Below are 17,353 nucleotides of genomic sequence, written 5' to 3' on the forward strand. Positions count from 1 at the left end.
CAACATTTCTAGCTTTATCTCTTAAAAGAAAAAAGATTGTAGGCAAAACACCAAAATTCATGGTGTTTGTCTACAGTCTGAGAGCTGCTGAAGAAACAGCATCTACTTTATTTTCTAATTTTCCAAATATAACAATATTCTTTCCAATCCGATACTTAAAAACTGTATTTAAATCCTTTTCACTTGTACACCTTATTTCTATTATTTCCAACCGTTAAATTCTAAGAATTTATCTGGTATTCTTAATTCAAGCTGTTGTTCCAGTTCTCTTAAAAAGACATTCATATTTGCTTTATCGAACCATTGCTGACTATTATCTAATCCTATGCTAGACTTCCCATAGTTTATAGCACAACCAAAGCTGCCTCTATCATAGGTTAACGTAATGATGAAGTATTTATATGCTTGAAAATCTATGGAAAACGTTTGATGAGGTGTATCTGTTAAGTTATAGATTGAGTAATTATCTACTCGGTCTCCGAAATACTCTCTCATTGCTTTAGTAAATATCTTTGCAGTGTCCTTTGCAGTGACAGTATTATCTTTCTGCATACCACATTCCTCCTTCTTCAATTAGTTCAGTAAAGCCATGCTCCTTTTTTAAATATTCCCACTCCTGGTTAAGATAGCTTCCTTTGTAGTCATTGGGATTGTGAGAAAACCTTATTGCTTTGCCACTAGCAACAGCATCATCTAATGCTGGTACATTTAGGTAATCAAACATCTCTTGGTCGGACAAGTTATATTTTCTTTGAATTGTACCCCAGTCGCCTCCCAAATCAAAGTAAGTGGAATTATTTCCAGCTCTAGCAATATAAGAATCTGGTCCCGGCTTAGTCCAGTCTTCTTTTCCATTCTTGACAGAGGGCGTATATTTTCCAAGCGTCATAGAGCTTGCATCTGGATTATGAATAGAGGCACCTCTTATATGTTGAAATTCCTCTACTGGTATTTTATTACCTACTCTACCATCGACAATCTTTATTCCTCTAGCCTCAAGTACATCATCTATTTTATTTGTAGGGATATCATCAACATTGTCACCTAGTTTAGCTAATTTCCCCAACTTTGTTAACTTACCTACTGGTATAAATCCAGCAGCCGCTAGCCCTCTTTCCCATAAAGAAGAATCTTGACCAAAAAGAGCTTTAACGTCATCTAAAATGAGAAAGTCTAATATCCCTTTTGTCAATTTCATTTCTTCCTCTACCTGTGCATCCATTAACTTTCTTAGGAATAATTCCTTTTCCCCGTCAGACAAGGATGAAATATATTCAATATATTCATCTTCCCCTAATTTATAAGCTTCTTTTGGAGACAATATTTCCTCTTTTACTTCCGAGACAATCTCGTAATAAATGGTGCCGTCTCCTTTTAAACTATATTCTTTAATTACAAGTCCATTTTCATATTCGTGATAATTTATTAAAGTGAAATCACCAAATAATTCTCGCTCTACCGTTCTTTCTAGCTTACCCTTCATTAAATTAAAGGTATCTGCCGATAGCTCAGTGCCAATCAGCTTTTCATGTTCATTTTTAATTGAACAACTTAAAATAGGATACGTTTGAGTTTCTAATGCAACTGTTAGCTCGCTATTGACCGATAGTAAATTCCATTTATTATTTTGAAAGTCTTTATCTGTTAGTCCACTTTGCATTAATGCCTCTATATCAGTAACCCAGTTTTCCATTAAGCTTATACCATTTTCAATAGTTAACAAGGCAGTATACTGTGTATTATCAAACTCATATAGTTTATCTAATGTGTCATCTTTTTTAGTTCTAGATCTTACAACTCCATCCTGCACATCACTATCATCCAGATGAGGTAGCGAAACAATATCAGAGACCTGATCTATAATGCTATTTGTCGCTTCTACTAAATTTTTTGTAAGATCTGAGATCATCTTGAGTCCTTCTTCTATTTCACCATCCATATATCTTTCAACCATATGTCCTGCGGTACTTGGTTCAAGTGAAAGTAATGCGTTCTCGGTGGACTGCAGCACTCGTTTATATTCCGTAGTAAAAAGTTGAAAAAATTCAAGGAAGGGTAAGTGACACTCCTCATAAAAAGCCCGGATGGAATTCCCTCCGCGCCCTTTTAGTACTTCGTTCATACCAACTAACCCTTTAATATTTTGATGAATAGTCTCTGTTTCCGTTTGAAGTCTATCAAGCATAGAAATATTATCTTTTAACCCTATTTGTAATTGATCGACATCTAATACCTTCATAAGCTCCCTCCCATATCCATTTTATTGATAATATTGTATTCCATTTATTAGGATAAATGGAAATGAGAGATAGATATATATATAAAATAATTCTTATGTCGGAAAGTCAGATGAAATAATCATTACTAAAGACTTCTCACATTGTATATTTATGATGTGTTTTATCTTGTTTTATTAAAGTTACTCTCCTATCAAAACTTCTAAAATGTCTTCTTCGCTCATACTAATGAGCATATCCTTTTCGGAATGAATAACTTCCTCGATTAGACTTTGTTTTCTGTGTTGAAGCTGGGTTATTTTCTCTTCAATGGTACCCTTCGCAACTAGTCGAATGACTTGAACCTCATTTGTTTGTCCCATACGGTGGGCGCGGTCAGCAGCCTGCTGTTCAACAGCTGGGTTCCACCATAAATCGTACAGGATAACCGTATCTGCTCCAGTAAGGTTGAGACCAGTACCCCCTGCCTTTAATGACACGAGAAATAAGTCACCCTCACCGTTATTGAAACGTTCGCATAGACTGACACGTTCAACTGGAGGGGTTTGTCCGTCTATATAAAAGTAAGGTGCACCCTGTTTGACAAGCTGTCTCCGAATGATTGCTAGCATTTGAGTAAACTGTGAGAAAACAAGCACTCGTCTACCGGTCATACGACAATCCTCTAGAATCTCCATCAGTTGTTCATACTTTGCCGAGCTACCCTCATAGCCTTCAACAAATAGTGCTGGGTGGCAGCATAACTGTCTAAGTCTTGTGAGTCCCGCTAGAAACTTGATACGATTTTTTCGAAAGGTTTTTTTCTTCAAATGCTTCAGAGCATCATGCTTTAGCTCTGCCAAATGAGCTGCATAAAGCTTTTTCTGCTCCACCTGAAGCTCGGAGTAGATAACCATCTCGGTTTTCTTAGGCAGCTCTTCTAAAACATCTTTTTTCATACGACGCAATATAAATGGGCGAACCTGCTTCGCTATATGCTCTCTTCTCATTTCACTGAATTCTCTTCTGTTTGGCAATAGACCAGGAAATACTACGTAGAAAATAGACCATAGCTCGTCTAAGGAATTTTCTATCGGTGTTCCAGTAAGTGCAAATCGATGCTTGGCCTGTAGCATTTTTACCGCCCTAGCCGTCTTCGTCATAGGATTTTTAAATGCTTGTGCCTCATCAAAAAACACCGTATGAAAGAACATATCCCGATAACGGTCAGTATCCATTCTCAATGTAGGATAGGAGGTAACAATGACATCCGCATCTGTTGCAGTGAGCCATGCTGTATTTCTGTCCGCCTTACTACCGTCAATAATTCGTGCATCTATATGGGATGCGAACTTCTCTAACTCGTTTGTCCAGTTATAAAGCAGTGAGGCTGGGGATACTACTAATATTGGTTGCTTCCGTGCCCGAACTCCAGGTAGCACTGATTCTATAAAAGCAATGCTTTGCAGCGTTTTTCCCAGGCCCATATCGTCTGCGAGTATACCTCCAAATCCATAGGATGCCATAAGCTTAAACCATCTGTATCCTGCTTTTTGATAATCTCGTAGTACATTTTCTAACCCTGTTGGCACATTCTCTTCTAAATTTGCAGGGTCGTTTAAGTTTTTTAGAAGCTTCGCAAATTGTAAACCAGGCTCTAGTAAATCTCCATGACTCAACGACTGTGCAATTTGCATTCCTTTTAGGAGTGGAACTTTCATTCCTTCTCGGAAATGTTCACTGCTTACCTCCATATCCTCCATGAATCTTGCGAGATCCAAAAATTCGGGTGTTTCAAGCGATACTAAATTGCCATTTGGTATTCGATAAAATTTTCTTTTCTCTTCAATGGCTGTCATAAGGTGCTGAATTTCTTTTTCTTTTATACCATCCAGCTCGAACCGAAACTCTAGCCATTCTGTTCTTTCCTTCATCTCAATTCTTATCTTCGGACCCGTATATTCTTTTATAACTCGTATCTTTACAGCAGTAGAAGCATATACCTGCACCCATTTTTCCACGTTAGGCAGTACATAGTATAGGAAGTTATATTCGTCTTCCTCATCCATCAAGAAAAATCCCCCTGGTGTTTGGGTAAACCCACAGTCCAATAGGAGCTTCATGATTTCAAGCTCCTTTTCTCTTTGACGCCGCACTCCAGGAAAATGAGTAAAGGATTCCTCTGTTTCTTCACAGGGATTGACTAGCAGATGGCCATAATGGAATTCTAAGCCTGCTAGCAGTCGATTTTTTACCCTATCTAAAAATAACTTGGCCTTGAGTGGTGTCTCACCCATCCTTTTGGAAATAGGCTCCGCTATATATACCTGACCAAGCTTCATCAAGCCCGGCAAGACTGTTTTCATGAAATGGTCTATATTCTTCTCAAGAATAACTAGCTCGTGCTTCCCGGACTGATCCAGCATGCTTTTGAGTTCAGCGAGTCTGCTTGCTTCCTCTGGCTGAAGTTTATACAGCACCCCCTTGGAGAAGGCATAGCCGTAAGATCGGAAAACAGTCACTAAATCTAGACCTTTTACGTTTAACTGATAATCAGGCTTCTTCGCTTCATCAAATTCAAAACGAATAGGCAGCTCTTGTCCAAGCTGAATACCTTCATAATATAGATCATTATGCAGAAACTTGACCCTTGGTGCTTTTACAAGTAAAGGTAGGAGTCGCTCCCAATCCGATACCGAGATAAGTAAGATATCCTCTTGTATATTAGCCTTACTATTTAAGCGCTGACTTTTCATTAGTAATTGAAGTACCTCATCCGTTTCCTTTGAAAAGCTATAAATTTCCGGTGAGTAGAAGCTGCCTGTAGAATATTCGAAAGGCCTTCTTCTTTCCATCTCGTTTAAAAACTTCGCTACTTGCTTGATTTCATGAAAGGATTCGAGACCAATAGCTAACTGTATACCGAATCCATATGCTTCATCATCCAAGGGTACTGAACAGCAAGTAAACTCCATCTCCAAAATCTTTCTTTCATCAAAATGTAGTTGCTTACCTATAGGTGGCGATGTCTTTTTTTCAAACAAATTCAGCATTTTTTCTGCCAAATAATTATCTATTCGTTGCTTCTCTTCAATTGCAATTAGAACAGCAGCAATATGCTGACAATAGGTGGAAATGAATCCTACTGGGGGACATGTACAAGTTGCTACAACCTCTCCAGCAGAGTCAGCTTTTATAGTAACAATGAAATCTTCTCCAGCCTTCACAGTAGCCTCCATCACCTGTTGATTGTTCGGGCTAGGATGAAGATGTACCTTATCCGCAAGAAAATAAGCCTTACCCTTTTTATAAGCAGTAATGCCACATAGTTCTTTAATTTTCTTTTCGTTTATTGTACTTTTCATCATCTAAAACCCTTTCTATGTTTCTGTTAGCTCTATTTTAGCATGATAGGAATGTTTGTGCGTCCTGTACATACCTTTACCATTTCTAAACGAAAAGAAAAGGACGCCCATTGTTGGACACCCTTTTCCTCCTCTTATTTAGCTTCTAAAATTTCTTGTAAGTTTTCTACTGCCAGCTTATTACCTCTATGCTAGAATTTGCTCAATTGATGTTGTCTTATCAGCCACTAAATCATAAAAACCGATGTGTACGTTTTCTTCATATACCCAAAATAAATCTGTCCCATATGGTGCTTCAAAAATTTCTAGCATCTGAGGTGCCAGTGAATAGATAGTTTCGGCATTCACAATGACAAAATTATCAGGATTGTTCACATATTCATCATCGTCTAACTCCGAAAAAATATTCCATCCGTTTAATTGAGGAATTGTACTCGGTTCTCTAAAGCTATATCGGATGGGTACACCATTCAATACGTTTTTGGATATCATGAAACCGCCATATGCATCATTTCTATTATCCATGCTCATACTCCTTTACTATTTCCAAGAAGTCATTTCTCCAAGGAAACTCTTTCGCGTAGTCTAGAATCGATTTATTAAAAGTATCCTTTATATTTACATCCGATCCCTTTTCCACTAAATAATAATAAATATCCTTCATATCCTCTGTAGTGTTTTTATTGACTGTTATCGCATATTTTAATGGTATAGAGTTAAATTTGTCCACGGCATTTACGTCCACACCATTTTCTACTAGTAGTCTAACAACCGTTTCCATATAATCTTTTGGACCTTTCATAATGTTAAAGAAAAAAGTATGGAGAGCATTTCTATTATACAAAGAGTCTGTAAAGGAGACGTCTATGCCGTCTTTTAATAGATATTTAGTAATGGCAAGCTTATCCTCGGGATTCTTATCATTAAGCATTGCGGTAGACAACAAGTTAAACTTACTATGCGGATTAATCTGATTTGCCTCTCCGTTATAAAAATTTTTAAAATCCTCAAAGGTTCCCTTAAGTACTGCATCAAACACATTTGTAATTTTCATATCCTTATCATTTCCCTTCGAATTTACGACTTCTATTTGCTCCAGGACTCTCTATCCTAAAGTTTTCAGGATTAAACTGGAACTCTTTCAATTCTTCTAAGGTTATTTCACGATTCCTATATTTTTCAAACATAGGATGATACTCATATCCCTGTCGATGTCCAAAGTCTACTGCACCTTTTCTTGGTAGACCTGGCTTCCAATCAAGGACCTCCATCGTATTAGGATCACGTAAAATGCCATCAGGTCCAACATTGTTTTCATATACATTCCGTTCAAATTCTATTTTTTTGTCCCCTGATAATTGTGGTCTACCTCGTGGTTTTCCATTTTTAATATATGGTCCATTTTCAATAGGAGGTAACTTATCTACAATTTTAGAAGCATCTCCCACCTTATCTGCAGCTTTTGAGGCATCAACGGCATTGTCTATAGCTTTTACAGCTGTTGCGCCACCTTTTACTGCTTTTCCTACAGGAAGAGGGATAAGGGAGGCAGCAGCTATTCCTTTATCCAAAAAAGACGCATTTGGATCGGTTAATGTTCGGAAATCATCCATAAATAGAAAGTCAGCGGTAGCTTCAAAAAAGTTTTTGTCTTTAGGTTTATTCGCCTGTGCTTCCTCTACCTTGGATACTATTTCATATTGAATTGGGGCTGATTCGTTAGTTTGAAATTCTTTTACAATAAGTCCGTTGTCATAAATATGATACCTGACAAATAATGTAGTTTCATCTGGCTCACCCTCAACCGATTTAACCCTACCATTTTCCATAATACTCCGTATCTCAGAATCGATTTCTGTTCCTACTAACTCATCTATATTATCTATTCGCTTCGAAATTTACATCTGTTAGACCAGACATAAATATGGATTCTATTTTAGAGATCCATTGATTCATCATCTAAATCCCTTCCCAGGTGTCCTTTTCATTTGTGCTACACGCTTATCTCTATTTTATCACTTTTGAAATTTAGGCTTGATTATAAATACCTTTCATGCCTTACATTTAAAATGCAAAAAAGATTGCCCCTACCTAGGGACAATCCTCTCATATATACTTAGTTTAAAATAGATTATTCACCTTACAAAGCGAACATTTAGGAAATACCAATGGCAACAGCCACTAGTAATGCAAAGCATGCAATAATAGCCCAGCCAAGAATCATTTTCCATATAAATTTTACCCATCGTTCATAAGGAATACCAGCAACAGCCAAATAACCCATCAAAGCTGAAGAAGTAGGAATAATTGAATTGGTAATAGAGTCTCCATATTGGAATGCTAATACCGCCACTTGTCTTTCAAGGCCTAGCAGATCTGTTATAGGAATCATTATTGGCATTGTAGCTGCTGCCTGACCACTACCAGAGGATATAAATAAGTTAAGCACTGCTTGAATAAATAACATGCCGATCACACTAATTGATTGAGGAAGATTACCAATACCTTCTGCAGCATAATACACGATAGTGTCTATAATCTTCCCTTCCTCTAATACGACGGTAATTGCACGTGCAAATCCAACAATTAATGCACCAAATGTTACCGCTTTTGCTCCGTCAATAAAAGAGTCAAAAATACGTGTAGTGTTTAGACCACCTAGTAATCCTGCTATAATTCCCATTATTAAAAACGAGGCTGCCAGCTCAGTGATAAACCATTCCCAGTTAAAAACTCCATAAATATTAAATCCTATTCCAATAGCCATTGTCAAAAAAACTAGCTTGTGTTTACCTGTCAGTTTAGCAAAGTTTTTCATATCTGCATTAACTTCTTTTTGTTCAATATCATATATAACGCTAAGTTCAGGGTTTCGCTTCACCTTGAAGGCATAGCGCATCACATACCAAATCGCAAAGCCCAAAACTAATATGTATACAGCGAAACGAAAGCCAATACCCGAAAATAAAGGTACATCGGCTAACGACTGTGCTACACCTACCGTAAATGGATTTAACATACCTCCAAAAAATCCACTAGCAGCTCCAAGTGTAATCATTGCTGTACCTGTCACTGCATCAAAACCCATTCCTCGAGCTATTGCTATTCCAATTGGGACAAAAATGATGGCTTCCTCTGCCATCCCCATAGTAAATCCTCCTATAGAAAAGAGAATCATACTCATTGGAATCAGAAGCTTTTCTTTACCTTCTAAAGCACGTACTCCTTTATACACTCCAGCTTCAATAGCACCAGTTTTATGGATGATTCCAAATACACCACTTACTAAAAAGATATAGAAAATAATTTGTGCGCCTTTTTCTAAACCCATCGGAATAGCTGTAAACAGCTCAAAAAAGCTCACTGGATCGCTCTCTATTTCTTTGTAACTTCCATCTACTACAAGCGTTCTCCCTGATTCTTCATCTTCTACTCGTTCAAACTCTCCTGCGGGTACTACATAAGAAGCTAGTCCGGCAATTATAATAATAGTAAATATTAATGTATATGTGTGCGGTACCTTAAACCAGGACCTTTTCTTTTTTTCTCTCATCAATTACGCCCCTATTCATAATTTCAGATATTTCAATATTAATCGAATGTTATATTAAAATATAATAAATTAAATAGTAATAAAAGTATATATTTTTTTACTTACCTTAATAAATTTCCTAAAACAAGATAAAAACTTAAAAATATTATTATTTATTAGTAACCTTTTAAATCCTCATTATGCCCTAACATACTCTATTAATTTTGAATTTCTCTATGTTTTATAGAATTCTAACCCAACCAATCAATTTCTTACTATTATAACAATTCTAAATATTAACTTTACATCATCCTTATAAAGGCTTTAATATAGATATATGTTTCACAATTATCTTTAGGGGGTTTGGGAATGGGAAAGACTTTTAAAAAACTATCTATTTTGCTTTCCATTATGATGTTAGTTTTATTGGCAGCTTGTGGAACGGGAGAATCTTCAACTTCAAGTGGAGAAAATAGCAAAGGCGAGAATGGAACAATTTCAGCAAAAATTGGGGTTATCTCATACATGACAGGTCCTGGTGCTGCTTATGGAGAAGCAATCACAAATGGATTGAAATTAGCTTTAGAAGAAATTAATGAAAAAGGCGATGTAAAAATTGAGCTTGCAATTGAAGATTCAGTCGGAAAACAAGAGCAGGCATTATCTGTGGGTCAAAAATTGATGAGTCAGGACGATATTGTTGCAATCATAGGACCAACATTAAGTACAGAGATGAACGTTGTTGGACCTGAAGCTGATCTCAATGGTATCCCAATTATGGGGACTTCCACTACCGCGGCAGGTATTCCTCAGATTGGAGATTATGTATTCCGTAATTCTATACCAGAATCCCTAGCAATCCCTGCTGCATTGGAAAAAGCGGTAGACAAATATGGAGCTAAAAAAGTTGCTATTCTATATGGAAATGATGATCTATTCACTCAGTCCGGATTCGATACGATGAAGGCAGAAGCTGAAAATATGGGGCTTGAAATTTTAACAATCGAGACCTTTCAAAAAGGACAGTCCGATTATAATGCGCAACTTACTAAGATTAAAGATCTTCAGCCAGATCTAATCTTGGCTTCCGCTCTATATAATGAGGGTGCAGTAATCATGGACCAAGCAAGAAAAATGGGGATTGATGTTCCTTTTGTTGGAGGTAATGGATTCAACTCCCCTCAAGTAATTGAAATTGCCGGAGAAGCATCTAACGGATTAATTGTTGCAACTCCTTGGTTTGCGGATAAACCAGATGAAAAAGTTCAAGCTTTTGTAGAAAAATATGAAGAAGCGTATGGTCACAAGCCTGACCAGTTCGCTGCACAGGCCTATGATGCTCTTTATATTATTGCAGAGGCATTAAAAAATGCTGGAGAAGCAGACAGAGATGCGCTTCGTGATGCTCTGGCTGAAATTAAGGATTTAGAAGGCATCCTAGGGAAGATTTCTTTTGACAAGGACGGAGACGTAATAATGGATCCTACAGTTCTTATCATCCAGGATGGAGAATTCCAGTTGTTTGAGTAGTTCAAAATTTAACTAATACAGGTAAGGGTGCATAGCCCTTACCTTATTTTGAAAGGGTGAGCTTTCTTGCTTTTAGAACAAATCATTAACGGAATAACACTCGGAAGCATTTATGCGATCGTTGCCCTTGGATTTACGCTTGTCTTTGGAGTACTAGGTATCCTTAACATGGCCCATGGTGAGATTTTCATGATTGGTGCTTTTATAGGAGTGTTAGTAACAAGCGTATTAGGCTTACCACTGTGGGTAGCCTTTCTTTCAGCAGTAATTGTGACTGCTATCTTAGGGTACTTGTTAGAAAGAATTGCACTTCGCCCCCTACGCGGTAAACAGGGAGTTTCGCATCTAGCCCCTTTGATCAGTACGATTGGGGTTTCCATATTATTGGAGAATCTCTCCCATCATTTATTTGGCGCAGGTAATCATCCGTTCCGCCATTCTTTTGCACAAATTCAAATTCAAGTTGGTTCAATTACAATTTATTTAGTACAAATTTTAATTTTTGCTATTTCTATTACCTTGATGGTTGTACTTTCCTACTGGCTCGCTAAAACGAAAGCTGGAAAGGCATTACGTGCGACTGCTGAAAACTTAGAGACTGCCAGTTTACTAGGTGTGAATACGAAGCGAACCATTACAACTACCGTCATACTGGCATCCGCTCTAGGTGGAATTGCTGGAATTCTAGTAGGCATGGCCTTTAACTCTGTTAACCCTCAGATGGGCTTATCCATGGGTTTAAAGGGTTTAGCCATCATCATTCTAGGAGGAATGGGAAATGTAAAGGGTGCGATGGTTGGAGGATTACTCCTTGGTCTTTCAGAAACAATGATTGTTGCCTATGGAGACTCCGGATACAGAGATGCTGTTGCATTTATCGCCATTATTTTTATCCTTCTCATAAGGCCACAGGGTATTTTCGGCAATAAAACCGCTGAGGCAGGAAGGTGATGATGACATGCTAGGAGAAATCTTAAACCCATACCATCTACAAATTATCTCTTTCATTCTTATCAATATTATATTAGGGATAAGCATTTACATAACGCTTTCCTCTGGACAATTATCTTTAGGAAATGCAGGCTTCATGGGTATCGGAGCCTATACGTCTGCACTACTGACTATCAACTTTGAGGTTCCTCTGTATATAAGTATTATTTTAGGCGCTTTAGTTGCAGGTGCTTTTGGGGTTCTAATCGGTATACCTGCTCTAAGGTTAAGCGGGGTTTACCTAGCTATAGCAACATTAGGCTTTGGGGAAGTAATTCGAGTAATCTTTGTAAACTGGGACTCTGTCACGAAGGGCTCGGTTGGATTGTCAGGTATACCCCATCTTGGTAGAGAACTTTTTCAATTTTTAAGAGACTTAGGCTTTGACCCAGATATGCTTGGTCTTAAAAACAATCAAGCTATCTATTTAATAGTTGTACTTGTTTTACTAATAATTACTATTTCCATCATTTGGTTCTTTATCAGACAGAACAAGTCACGTGTAGGCAGAGCATACGCTGCTATTAAAATGGATGAAAAAGCCGCGGAAGCGATGGGTATTAATATCACTTACTACAAAGTACTGTCCTTCACCCAGGGAGCTATTTTAGCAGGCTTCGCAGGCGCTTTATATGCCCATGTATTAGCTTATATTAGTCCAGCAGATTTCGCTTATCACCGTGCAATAGATATTTTAATATTCTCCATTTTTGGCGGAAGTGAGGTTATTTGGGGAGCAATATTCGGCGCAACCTTTATGACGCTTCTTCCAGAAGCATTGCGATTCATCAGTGAATATAGATACATGATTTACGGAATAATTCTTATTTTGTTGATGGCTTTCCGCCCTCAAGGAATTATAGATGTCCCGGTATTAAATTGGCTAAAGAGAACATTTACATTTAAAAGGAGGGACTCCAATGGTATTAGAGCTAAAAAATATAACTAAAAACTTTGGTGGTATCTCTGCTTTAACTGATGTTTCTTTCCAAATCAACGAAGGAGAGATATTCGGCTTAATCGGCCCTAACGGTGCTGGTAAAACAACTATGTTTAATGTAATCACGAATATGTTCGCCCCTACCTCTGGGGAAATTCTTTTTCTCGGAGAAAATATTTCTGGTATTAAGCCACATAAAATCACTGATAAAGGCATCTGTCGTACGTTTCAAAATATAAGGTTATTTTCTCAAATGTCTGTTTTGGAAAATGTTTTAGTAGGTGCCCACTGTCGAAATAAATCTGGTGTTTTAACAAGCGTACTCAGAACCAAATCTCAAAAGCATGAAGAAAAGAGTAACCATGAAGTCGCTTTAGAATTACTAGAGTTAGTAGGTCTATCGAGATATGAAGATACCATTGCAGAAAATTTAGCTTACGGTCAGCAACGAAGATTGGAAATTGCCAGAGCCTTGGCAAGTAATCCAAAGCTTTTATTATTAGACGAGCCAGCAGCTGGCATGAATGAAACAGAAACAGAGAATTTATTTGATTTGATCAAAAAGGTTCAACAGCGTGGAGTTACTGTTTTATTGATAGAGCATGACATGCCTTTTGTTATGAAGCTTTGCGACAGAATTACCGTTTTAAATTTTGGGAAGAAGCTTGCTGAAGGTACTCCAACGGAAATACAAAACAATCAAGATGTAATTGAAGCTTACCTCGGCTCAGAGGAGGATGAAGAAATTGCTTAAGGTATCTGGTATTGAAACATTTTACGGGAAAATACAGGCTCTTAAAAATGTGAACCTAGTAGTAGAGCAGGGGCAGATTGTAACCCTACTTGGTGCAAATGGCGCTGGGAAAACGACTACGATGAAAACAATTGCCGGTCTGTTAAAACCGCAAAAGGGAACAGTTGAATTTTTAGGAGAAAACATTACAGGTATGAGACCAGATCAGCTTGTTCGAAAAGGTATCGCCCTTGTTCCAGAAGGGCGAGCTATCCTTTCTACGATGACCGTTCTCGAGAACCTGGAAATGGGAGCTTTCCATAGAAATGATAAGGACATAAAAAAGGATATCGAAAATGTTATGCAACAATTTCCTATTTTAAAAGAACGTGAGGACCAATTAGGAGGCACCCTTTCTGGTGGTCAGCAGCAAATGCTTGCTATAGCTAGAGCTCTACTATCTAAGCCGAAACTTTTGCTATTGGATGAGCCTTCTATGGGTCTTGCACCTTTAATCGTAGCGGATATTTTTAAAATGATTCGTGAAATTAAAGATAGCGGTACAACCGTTTTGTTGGTTGAGCAAAATGCGAAGCAGGCTCTTAAAGTAGCAGACTATGGTTATGTCATGGAGACAGGAAAAATAATTATTAACGGTGAAGCGAGTAACCTACTGGAGGACCCAAGAGTTGTCGAGGCATATTTAGGGAAAAAAACTAGTTAAATTTTGAAAGGATGATATGTATGACCAGTTCTATTTCTCATGTGGAACTACCACATTCTATTTCTCTGTTAGAGCAAATGGCTTCCAAGTCTATTGAAAAAGGGCCGTTTACCTATGTCCATAGCGGAGCCGGCAATGAAAGCACGCTTCGTGCCAATGAGGCGGCCTTTGAGGATTGGTATATCGTGCCCCAGTATTTGAATGATGTGAGCTTCAGGGACACTTCAGCTACTTTACTAGGCACTACCTTTCCTTCCTCCTTTGCACTTGCACCAATCGGCGTTCAAAGTATTTTTCATCCAGAGGGTGAGCTGGCTTCAGCACGTGCTGCTGCAGCTTGTGGAGTACCCTTTATAGCTAGCACATTATCCTCTTATCCTTTAGAAGATATTGCCGCCAACCTAGGAAACACCCCTCGTTGGTATCAGTTGTATTGGTCAAACGATGAAGAAATGGCAATAAGTATGGTGCGTCGAGCAGAAAAAGCAGGATACTCGGCTATTGTAATAACGATTGATACCTCTCTTCTTGGTAATAGAGAGCGTGACTTGAATAATCGTTATTCTCCTTTAAAATTGGGAAAAGGAGCTGCAAACTACTTACACGATCCTGTCTTTCAAGGTAGGTTTGCTAGTCCTCCTTCTGCAGACGATCCAGAGGTCATCAAGAATATTGTAGATATTATCTTTAATCCTTCATTAACATGGGAGAATCTCAAAACTATTAAGGAGCATACAAAGCTTCCTATTTTGCTTAAGGGTATTCTTCATGAGGAAGATGCAAGAAAAGCTTTACACCACGGAGTCGATGGAATTATAGTTTCAAATCATGGAGGCAGACAGCTAGATGGATGTATTTCATCACTAGAGGCCCTCCCATCCATAGCGGAAATCGTCCAGGGGAAGATTCCGGTATTATTAGACAGCGGGATAAGACGGGGCTCTGACGTCGTAAAAGCAAAGGCACTTGGAGCAGATGTAGTTCTACTTGGCAGACCTTTTATTTATGGCCTAGCTGTTGCAGGAGAACAAGGAGTAGAGCATGTTTTACGTAATATGATTAATGATATTGATGTAACTTTAGCTTTATCTGGGTTTGCCTCGATGAAAGAGGTCAACTCCTCTCTTATTAGAAGAAAGAAATAAGTTTAGTCAGAATAGCTAAAGGCAAGAATGCTGAAATCATGCATTCTTGCCTTTCTAAATTATATGGTTATAAGTTAGAATTCTGTGAGCAGTTGACCGATTATCAGCTTTAATCAATAGTAAACGTCCTATTCAGCCAGATTTCCTCTAGATTTAAAGCAGCTCTATAAAATATCGTTAATACGTTGAACATAAGGCTCTTTATCATAGGCAGAGTATAGCAGGCTTGCTACGCGTATTGGGTCTCCAAAGAAAAATCGCTCATATATAGTTTGCCTTGTACCGAATGGACTCATCGTGAGATCCCAGGCTAGTCGAAACAATTTTACCCGCTCTACAGCAGAGGCAGCCTTAGCCTGCATATAATGATCGAGATCCTTTCTAATTGGTGAGTTAAAATCATTTTCTGTTGGAATAGACATAAGTCCGCTGGCTCCTAATAGCTGAATGATTTCTGTCAGCCTTGGGTAGATACGTGGAAAAATAGTTATAGCTGCGTGCAATGTTAATCGATCTGGCTCCATGAGTCCGAATCTATTGATTTTCGCTTCCATCTCCGACTTCATTAACAAAGCTTTTAATGATTCTAATGCGACGATCACCTCTGTCGCCTTTTCCTGCACGTGCTGGTACTCTGCTATATTAATAGTTTTAATAATTGATTGTACAATTCCTAGGACAAATTCAGTTTTAATAATCTGTCGTGCTATCACCTGATGAAGGGAGAATGAGTGGAAGGAGCTACTAATCATAAAGTCATTTGCAACGGTCGTATCATCATAAAAAAATACACGCTCCCAAGGGATTAACACATTATCAAAGACTACAATGGTATCCATCTCTTCATACTTGGAGCTAAGTGGATAATTGAAGGTTGACTCACCACCAACTAGTGACTCACGACATATAAACTTTACTCCCTTCGTATTACTTGGGATAGAAAAGCAATAGCCCTTTCCTTCCTCTAATGAAGAACCTGTAGAGAGTACTAATATTTCATCGGTAATTCCACCCTGTGTAGCAAGAAGGCGCGCTCCTTTTATAATGATTCCTTGATCATTTTCACCAATAACCTTTGCCGCAATCGGCTCCTCTGCAGTTTCTAAATAGTAATACGCTCGATTCACTTGGGGCTCGATAAAGCTATGAGTCAAAGTTAAATCATTTTCCCGTACATATTCATAGTAAGATCGGAAATACTGAGGGAAACAGTTTTTTTTGCCTTCTAATAATTTAACAGAAGAGGCAAATGCCATTAAGGTCGTATTCATATAATCAGGACTTCTACCCATCAATCCATGAGTTACTCGAGCCCATTCCTGCACCATCATTCGTTTTTTTGCCAAATCTTCTTTTGACTTAGGCTCTAAAAAGGACAAGCCGACTAAATTTCCCGTGGTTGGCGAATCATAGGTTAATATTTCTTTGTATTGAGGGTCATGCTGCATATCAAACAACGCCGCCTGGGTCTTCATAATGCCTTTGAATGCCGGATGCTCTGATATGTTGCCTGTTACTTGCTTTCCATCAATCCATACTTCAGAATTCAACCTATTTATGCGTTCTATATACTGTTTTCCATTAATTGCAGGCATAAACACACTCCTAAATGTAACTTCAAATTATTTAATTTATCTGCTTATATTATTATTTTTTTTCTAAATTGGTGACAAAGAATAAGGGGTATCATTTGACTTACTAAATTCAGTATTCTAGGATAACTATTCAAGGAATAATTTTTTCATAATTATAAATAGTGATATATTCTCTAAATACAATTAAATAAATAATAAAGGAGTCATGCAAAATGAAAAAGTTATTAGTTGCTATGGTAGGTTTGTCACTACTTGCTGGTTGCTCCGATGGACAAGAAAAAGCTACAGATGGAACACTCACCGAAAACAGCTCTAAAGCAGAACTACCAAAGCAAAACCAAGTACTAAAGGACTTTCCTGAATTCCCAATTCTAGATGACATTATTGATTTACAAGTATATGTGGCAGATATTGAGACGGATAACAAAGGGTCACGAATAATTTTCTTTGAAGATTCTGATGGCAATAAAACATATAAAAGTGTTTTTGTTAAAGACGAGAATTATTTAAAAGTCATTCAGCTTAATGATGAAGGCATTCTTTACAATGAAATATTATAAAAAACAGTCCCCGAATTCTCTCG

16 protein-coding genes are annotated in these 17,353 nt (G+C 37.8%); 8 read left to right on the forward strand and 8 right to left on the reverse strand.

What is annotated here, in order from left to right:
- On the forward strand, window positions 1-218 hold a 218-nt coding region (locus tag H9650_RS20455; RefSeq protein ID WP_225216034.1), incomplete at its 5' end, for a hypothetical protein.
- On the opposite strand, the gene H9650_RS10970 is transcribed toward H9650_RS20455, so the two are convergent.
- From H9650_RS10970 to H9650_RS11000, 7 genes are all read right to left on the reverse strand, one after another.
- Window positions 202-552, reverse strand: a complete 351-nt coding sequence (locus H9650_RS10970; protein ID WP_225216035.1) for a hypothetical protein — start codon at window positions 550-552, stop codon at window positions 202-204. The genes H9650_RS20455 and H9650_RS10970 overlap by 17 nt on opposite strands.
- A complete protein-coding gene (locus H9650_RS10975; RefSeq protein ID WP_191697215.1) occupies window positions 539-2,239 on the reverse strand; it encodes an LXG domain-containing protein in 1,701 nt (566 codons plus the stop codon). Before H9650_RS10975 ends, H9650_RS10970 begins: the two co-directional genes overlap by 14 nt.
- Before the next feature lie 180 nt (window positions 2,240-2,419).
- Complete coding sequence (locus tag H9650_RS10980) at window positions 2,420-5,581, reverse strand: DEAD/DEAH box helicase (protein WP_191697216.1); 3,162 nt, start codon at window positions 5,579-5,581, stop codon at window positions 2,420-2,422.
- A 186-nt stretch (window positions 5,582-5,767) separates the two neighbouring features.
- Window positions 5,768-6,106, reverse strand: coding sequence for a DUF2185 domain-containing protein (locus H9650_RS10985; RefSeq protein WP_154311869.1), 339 nt, complete (start codon window positions 6,104-6,106; stop codon window positions 5,768-5,770).
- The gene (locus tag H9650_RS10990; protein WP_144538408.1) at window positions 6,099-6,635 is read right to left on the reverse strand and encodes an ankyrin repeat domain-containing protein; all 537 of its coding nucleotides are present in this window, start codon (window positions 6,633-6,635) and stop codon (window positions 6,099-6,101) included. The genes H9650_RS10985 and H9650_RS10990 overlap by 8 nt, the downstream gene beginning before the upstream one ends.
- Window positions 6,636-6,642: 7 nt before the next feature.
- Complete coding sequence (locus tag H9650_RS20460) at window positions 6,643-7,410, reverse strand: GH-E family nuclease (RefSeq protein ID WP_225216036.1); 768 nt, start codon at window positions 7,408-7,410, stop codon at window positions 6,643-6,645.
- Window positions 7,411-7,736: 326 nt separating this feature from the next.
- Window positions 7,737-9,134 carry a YfcC family protein gene (locus tag H9650_RS11000; protein ID WP_144538407.1) on the reverse strand — a complete coding sequence of 466 codons (1,398 nt, stop codon included), beginning with the start codon at window positions 9,132-9,134 and terminating at the stop codon, window positions 7,737-7,739.
- A 348-nt stretch (window positions 9,135-9,482) separates the two neighbouring features.
- Between H9650_RS11000 and H9650_RS11005 the strand changes: the two genes are divergently transcribed.
- The 6 genes from H9650_RS11005 (at window position 9,483) to H9650_RS11030 (ending at window position 15,175) form a co-directional block, all read left to right on the forward strand.
- The gene (locus H9650_RS11005) at window positions 9,483-10,643 is read left to right on the forward strand and encodes an ABC transporter substrate-binding protein (RefSeq protein ID WP_144538406.1); all 1,161 of its coding nucleotides are present in this window, start codon (window positions 9,483-9,485) and stop codon (window positions 10,641-10,643) included.
- A gap of 66 nt (window positions 10,644-10,709) precedes the next feature.
- The gene (locus H9650_RS11010; protein WP_144538405.1) at window positions 10,710-11,594 is read left to right on the forward strand and encodes a branched-chain amino acid ABC transporter permease; all 885 of its coding nucleotides are present in this window, start codon (window positions 10,710-10,712) and stop codon (window positions 11,592-11,594) included.
- A gap of 7 nt (window positions 11,595-11,601) precedes the next feature.
- Window positions 11,602-12,582, forward strand: coding sequence for a branched-chain amino acid ABC transporter permease (locus H9650_RS11015; protein ID WP_144538404.1), 981 nt, complete (start codon window positions 11,602-11,604; stop codon window positions 12,580-12,582).
- A complete protein-coding gene (locus H9650_RS11020) occupies window positions 12,554-13,327 on the forward strand; it encodes an ABC transporter ATP-binding protein (RefSeq protein ID WP_144538403.1) in 774 nt (257 codons plus the stop codon). Before H9650_RS11015 ends, H9650_RS11020 begins: the two co-directional genes overlap by 29 nt.
- Window positions 13,320-14,030: an ABC transporter ATP-binding protein gene (locus H9650_RS11025; protein WP_144538402.1), complete on the forward strand. Its 711-nt coding sequence runs from the start codon at window positions 13,320-13,322 to the stop codon at window positions 14,028-14,030. Before H9650_RS11020 ends, H9650_RS11025 begins: the two co-directional genes overlap by 8 nt.
- 20 nt (window positions 14,031-14,050) lie before the next feature.
- Window positions 14,051-15,175 carry an alpha-hydroxy-acid oxidizing protein gene (locus H9650_RS11030; RefSeq protein ID WP_225216037.1) on the forward strand — a complete coding sequence of 375 codons (1,125 nt, stop codon included), beginning with the start codon at window positions 14,051-14,053 and terminating at the stop codon, window positions 15,173-15,175.
- Window positions 15,176-15,339: 164 nt separating this feature from the next.
- Here the strand turns inward: H9650_RS11030 and hpaB are convergent, their stop codons facing one another.
- Window positions 15,340-16,770, reverse strand: coding sequence for a 4-hydroxyphenylacetate 3-monooxygenase, oxygenase component (gene hpaB / locus H9650_RS11035; protein ID WP_154311872.1), 1,431 nt, complete (start codon window positions 16,768-16,770; stop codon window positions 15,340-15,342).
- Window positions 16,771-16,982: 212 nt separating this feature from the next.
- On the opposite strand from hpaB, the gene H9650_RS11040 reads away from it, so the two are divergent.
- Window positions 16,983-17,330: a hypothetical protein gene (locus H9650_RS11040; RefSeq protein WP_144538399.1), complete on the forward strand. Its 348-nt coding sequence runs from the start codon at window positions 16,983-16,985 to the stop codon at window positions 17,328-17,330.
- The last annotated feature ends 23 nt before the right edge of the window (window positions 17,331-17,353 follow it).

It is taken from the genome of Psychrobacillus faecigallinarum (assembly GCF_014836595.1).
GTDB classification, from domain to species: domain Bacteria; phylum Bacillota; class Bacilli; order Bacillales_A; family Planococcaceae; genus Psychrobacillus; species Psychrobacillus faecigallinarum.

What these genes read in the sequence shown, in the direction of transcription:
- H9650_RS10970 (WP_225216035.1), bottom strand. Translation starts at nt 552, where the DNA reads ATGCAGAAAGATAATACTGTCACTGCAAAGGACACTGCAAAGATATTT.
- H9650_RS10975 (WP_191697215.1), bottom strand. Translation starts at nt 2,239, where the DNA reads ATGAAGGTATTAGATGTCGATCAATTACAAATAGGGTTAAAAGATAAT.
- H9650_RS11030 (WP_225216037.1), top strand. Translation starts at nt 14,051, where the DNA reads ATGACCAGTTCTATTTCTCATGTGGAACTACCACATTCTATTTCTCTG.
- H9650_RS10985 (WP_154311869.1), bottom strand. Translation starts at nt 6,106, where the DNA reads ATGGATAATAGAAATGATGCATATGGCGGTTTCATGATATCCAAAAAC.
- H9650_RS20460 (WP_225216036.1), bottom strand. Translation starts at nt 7,410, where the DNA reads ATGGAAAATGGTAGGGTTAAATCGGTTGAGGGTGAGCCAGATGAAACT.
- H9650_RS11005 (WP_144538406.1), top strand. Translation starts at nt 9,483, where the DNA reads ATGGGAAAGACTTTTAAAAAACTATCTATTTTGCTTTCCATTATGATG.
- H9650_RS10990 (WP_144538408.1), bottom strand. Translation starts at nt 6,635, where the DNA reads ATGAAAATTACAAATGTGTTTGATGCAGTACTTAAGGGAACCTTTGAG.
- H9650_RS10980 (WP_191697216.1), bottom strand. Translation starts at nt 5,581, where the DNA reads ATGAAAAGTACAATAAACGAAAAGAAAATTAAAGAACTATGTGGCATT.
- H9650_RS11000 (WP_144538407.1), bottom strand. Translation starts at nt 9,134, where the DNA reads ATGAGAGAAAAAAAGAAAAGGTCCTGGTTTAAGGTACCGCACACATAT.
- H9650_RS11040 (WP_144538399.1), top strand. Translation starts at nt 16,983, where the DNA reads ATGAAAAAGTTATTAGTTGCTATGGTAGGTTTGTCACTACTTGCTGGT.
- H9650_RS11020 (WP_144538403.1), top strand. Translation starts at nt 12,554, where the DNA reads ATGGTATTAGAGCTAAAAAATATAACTAAAAACTTTGGTGGTATCTCT.
- H9650_RS11015 (WP_144538404.1), top strand. Translation starts at nt 11,602, where the DNA reads ATGCTAGGAGAAATCTTAAACCCATACCATCTACAAATTATCTCTTTC.
- hpaB (WP_154311872.1), bottom strand. Translation starts at nt 16,770, where the DNA reads ATGCCTGCAATTAATGGAAAACAGTATATAGAACGCATAAATAGGTTG.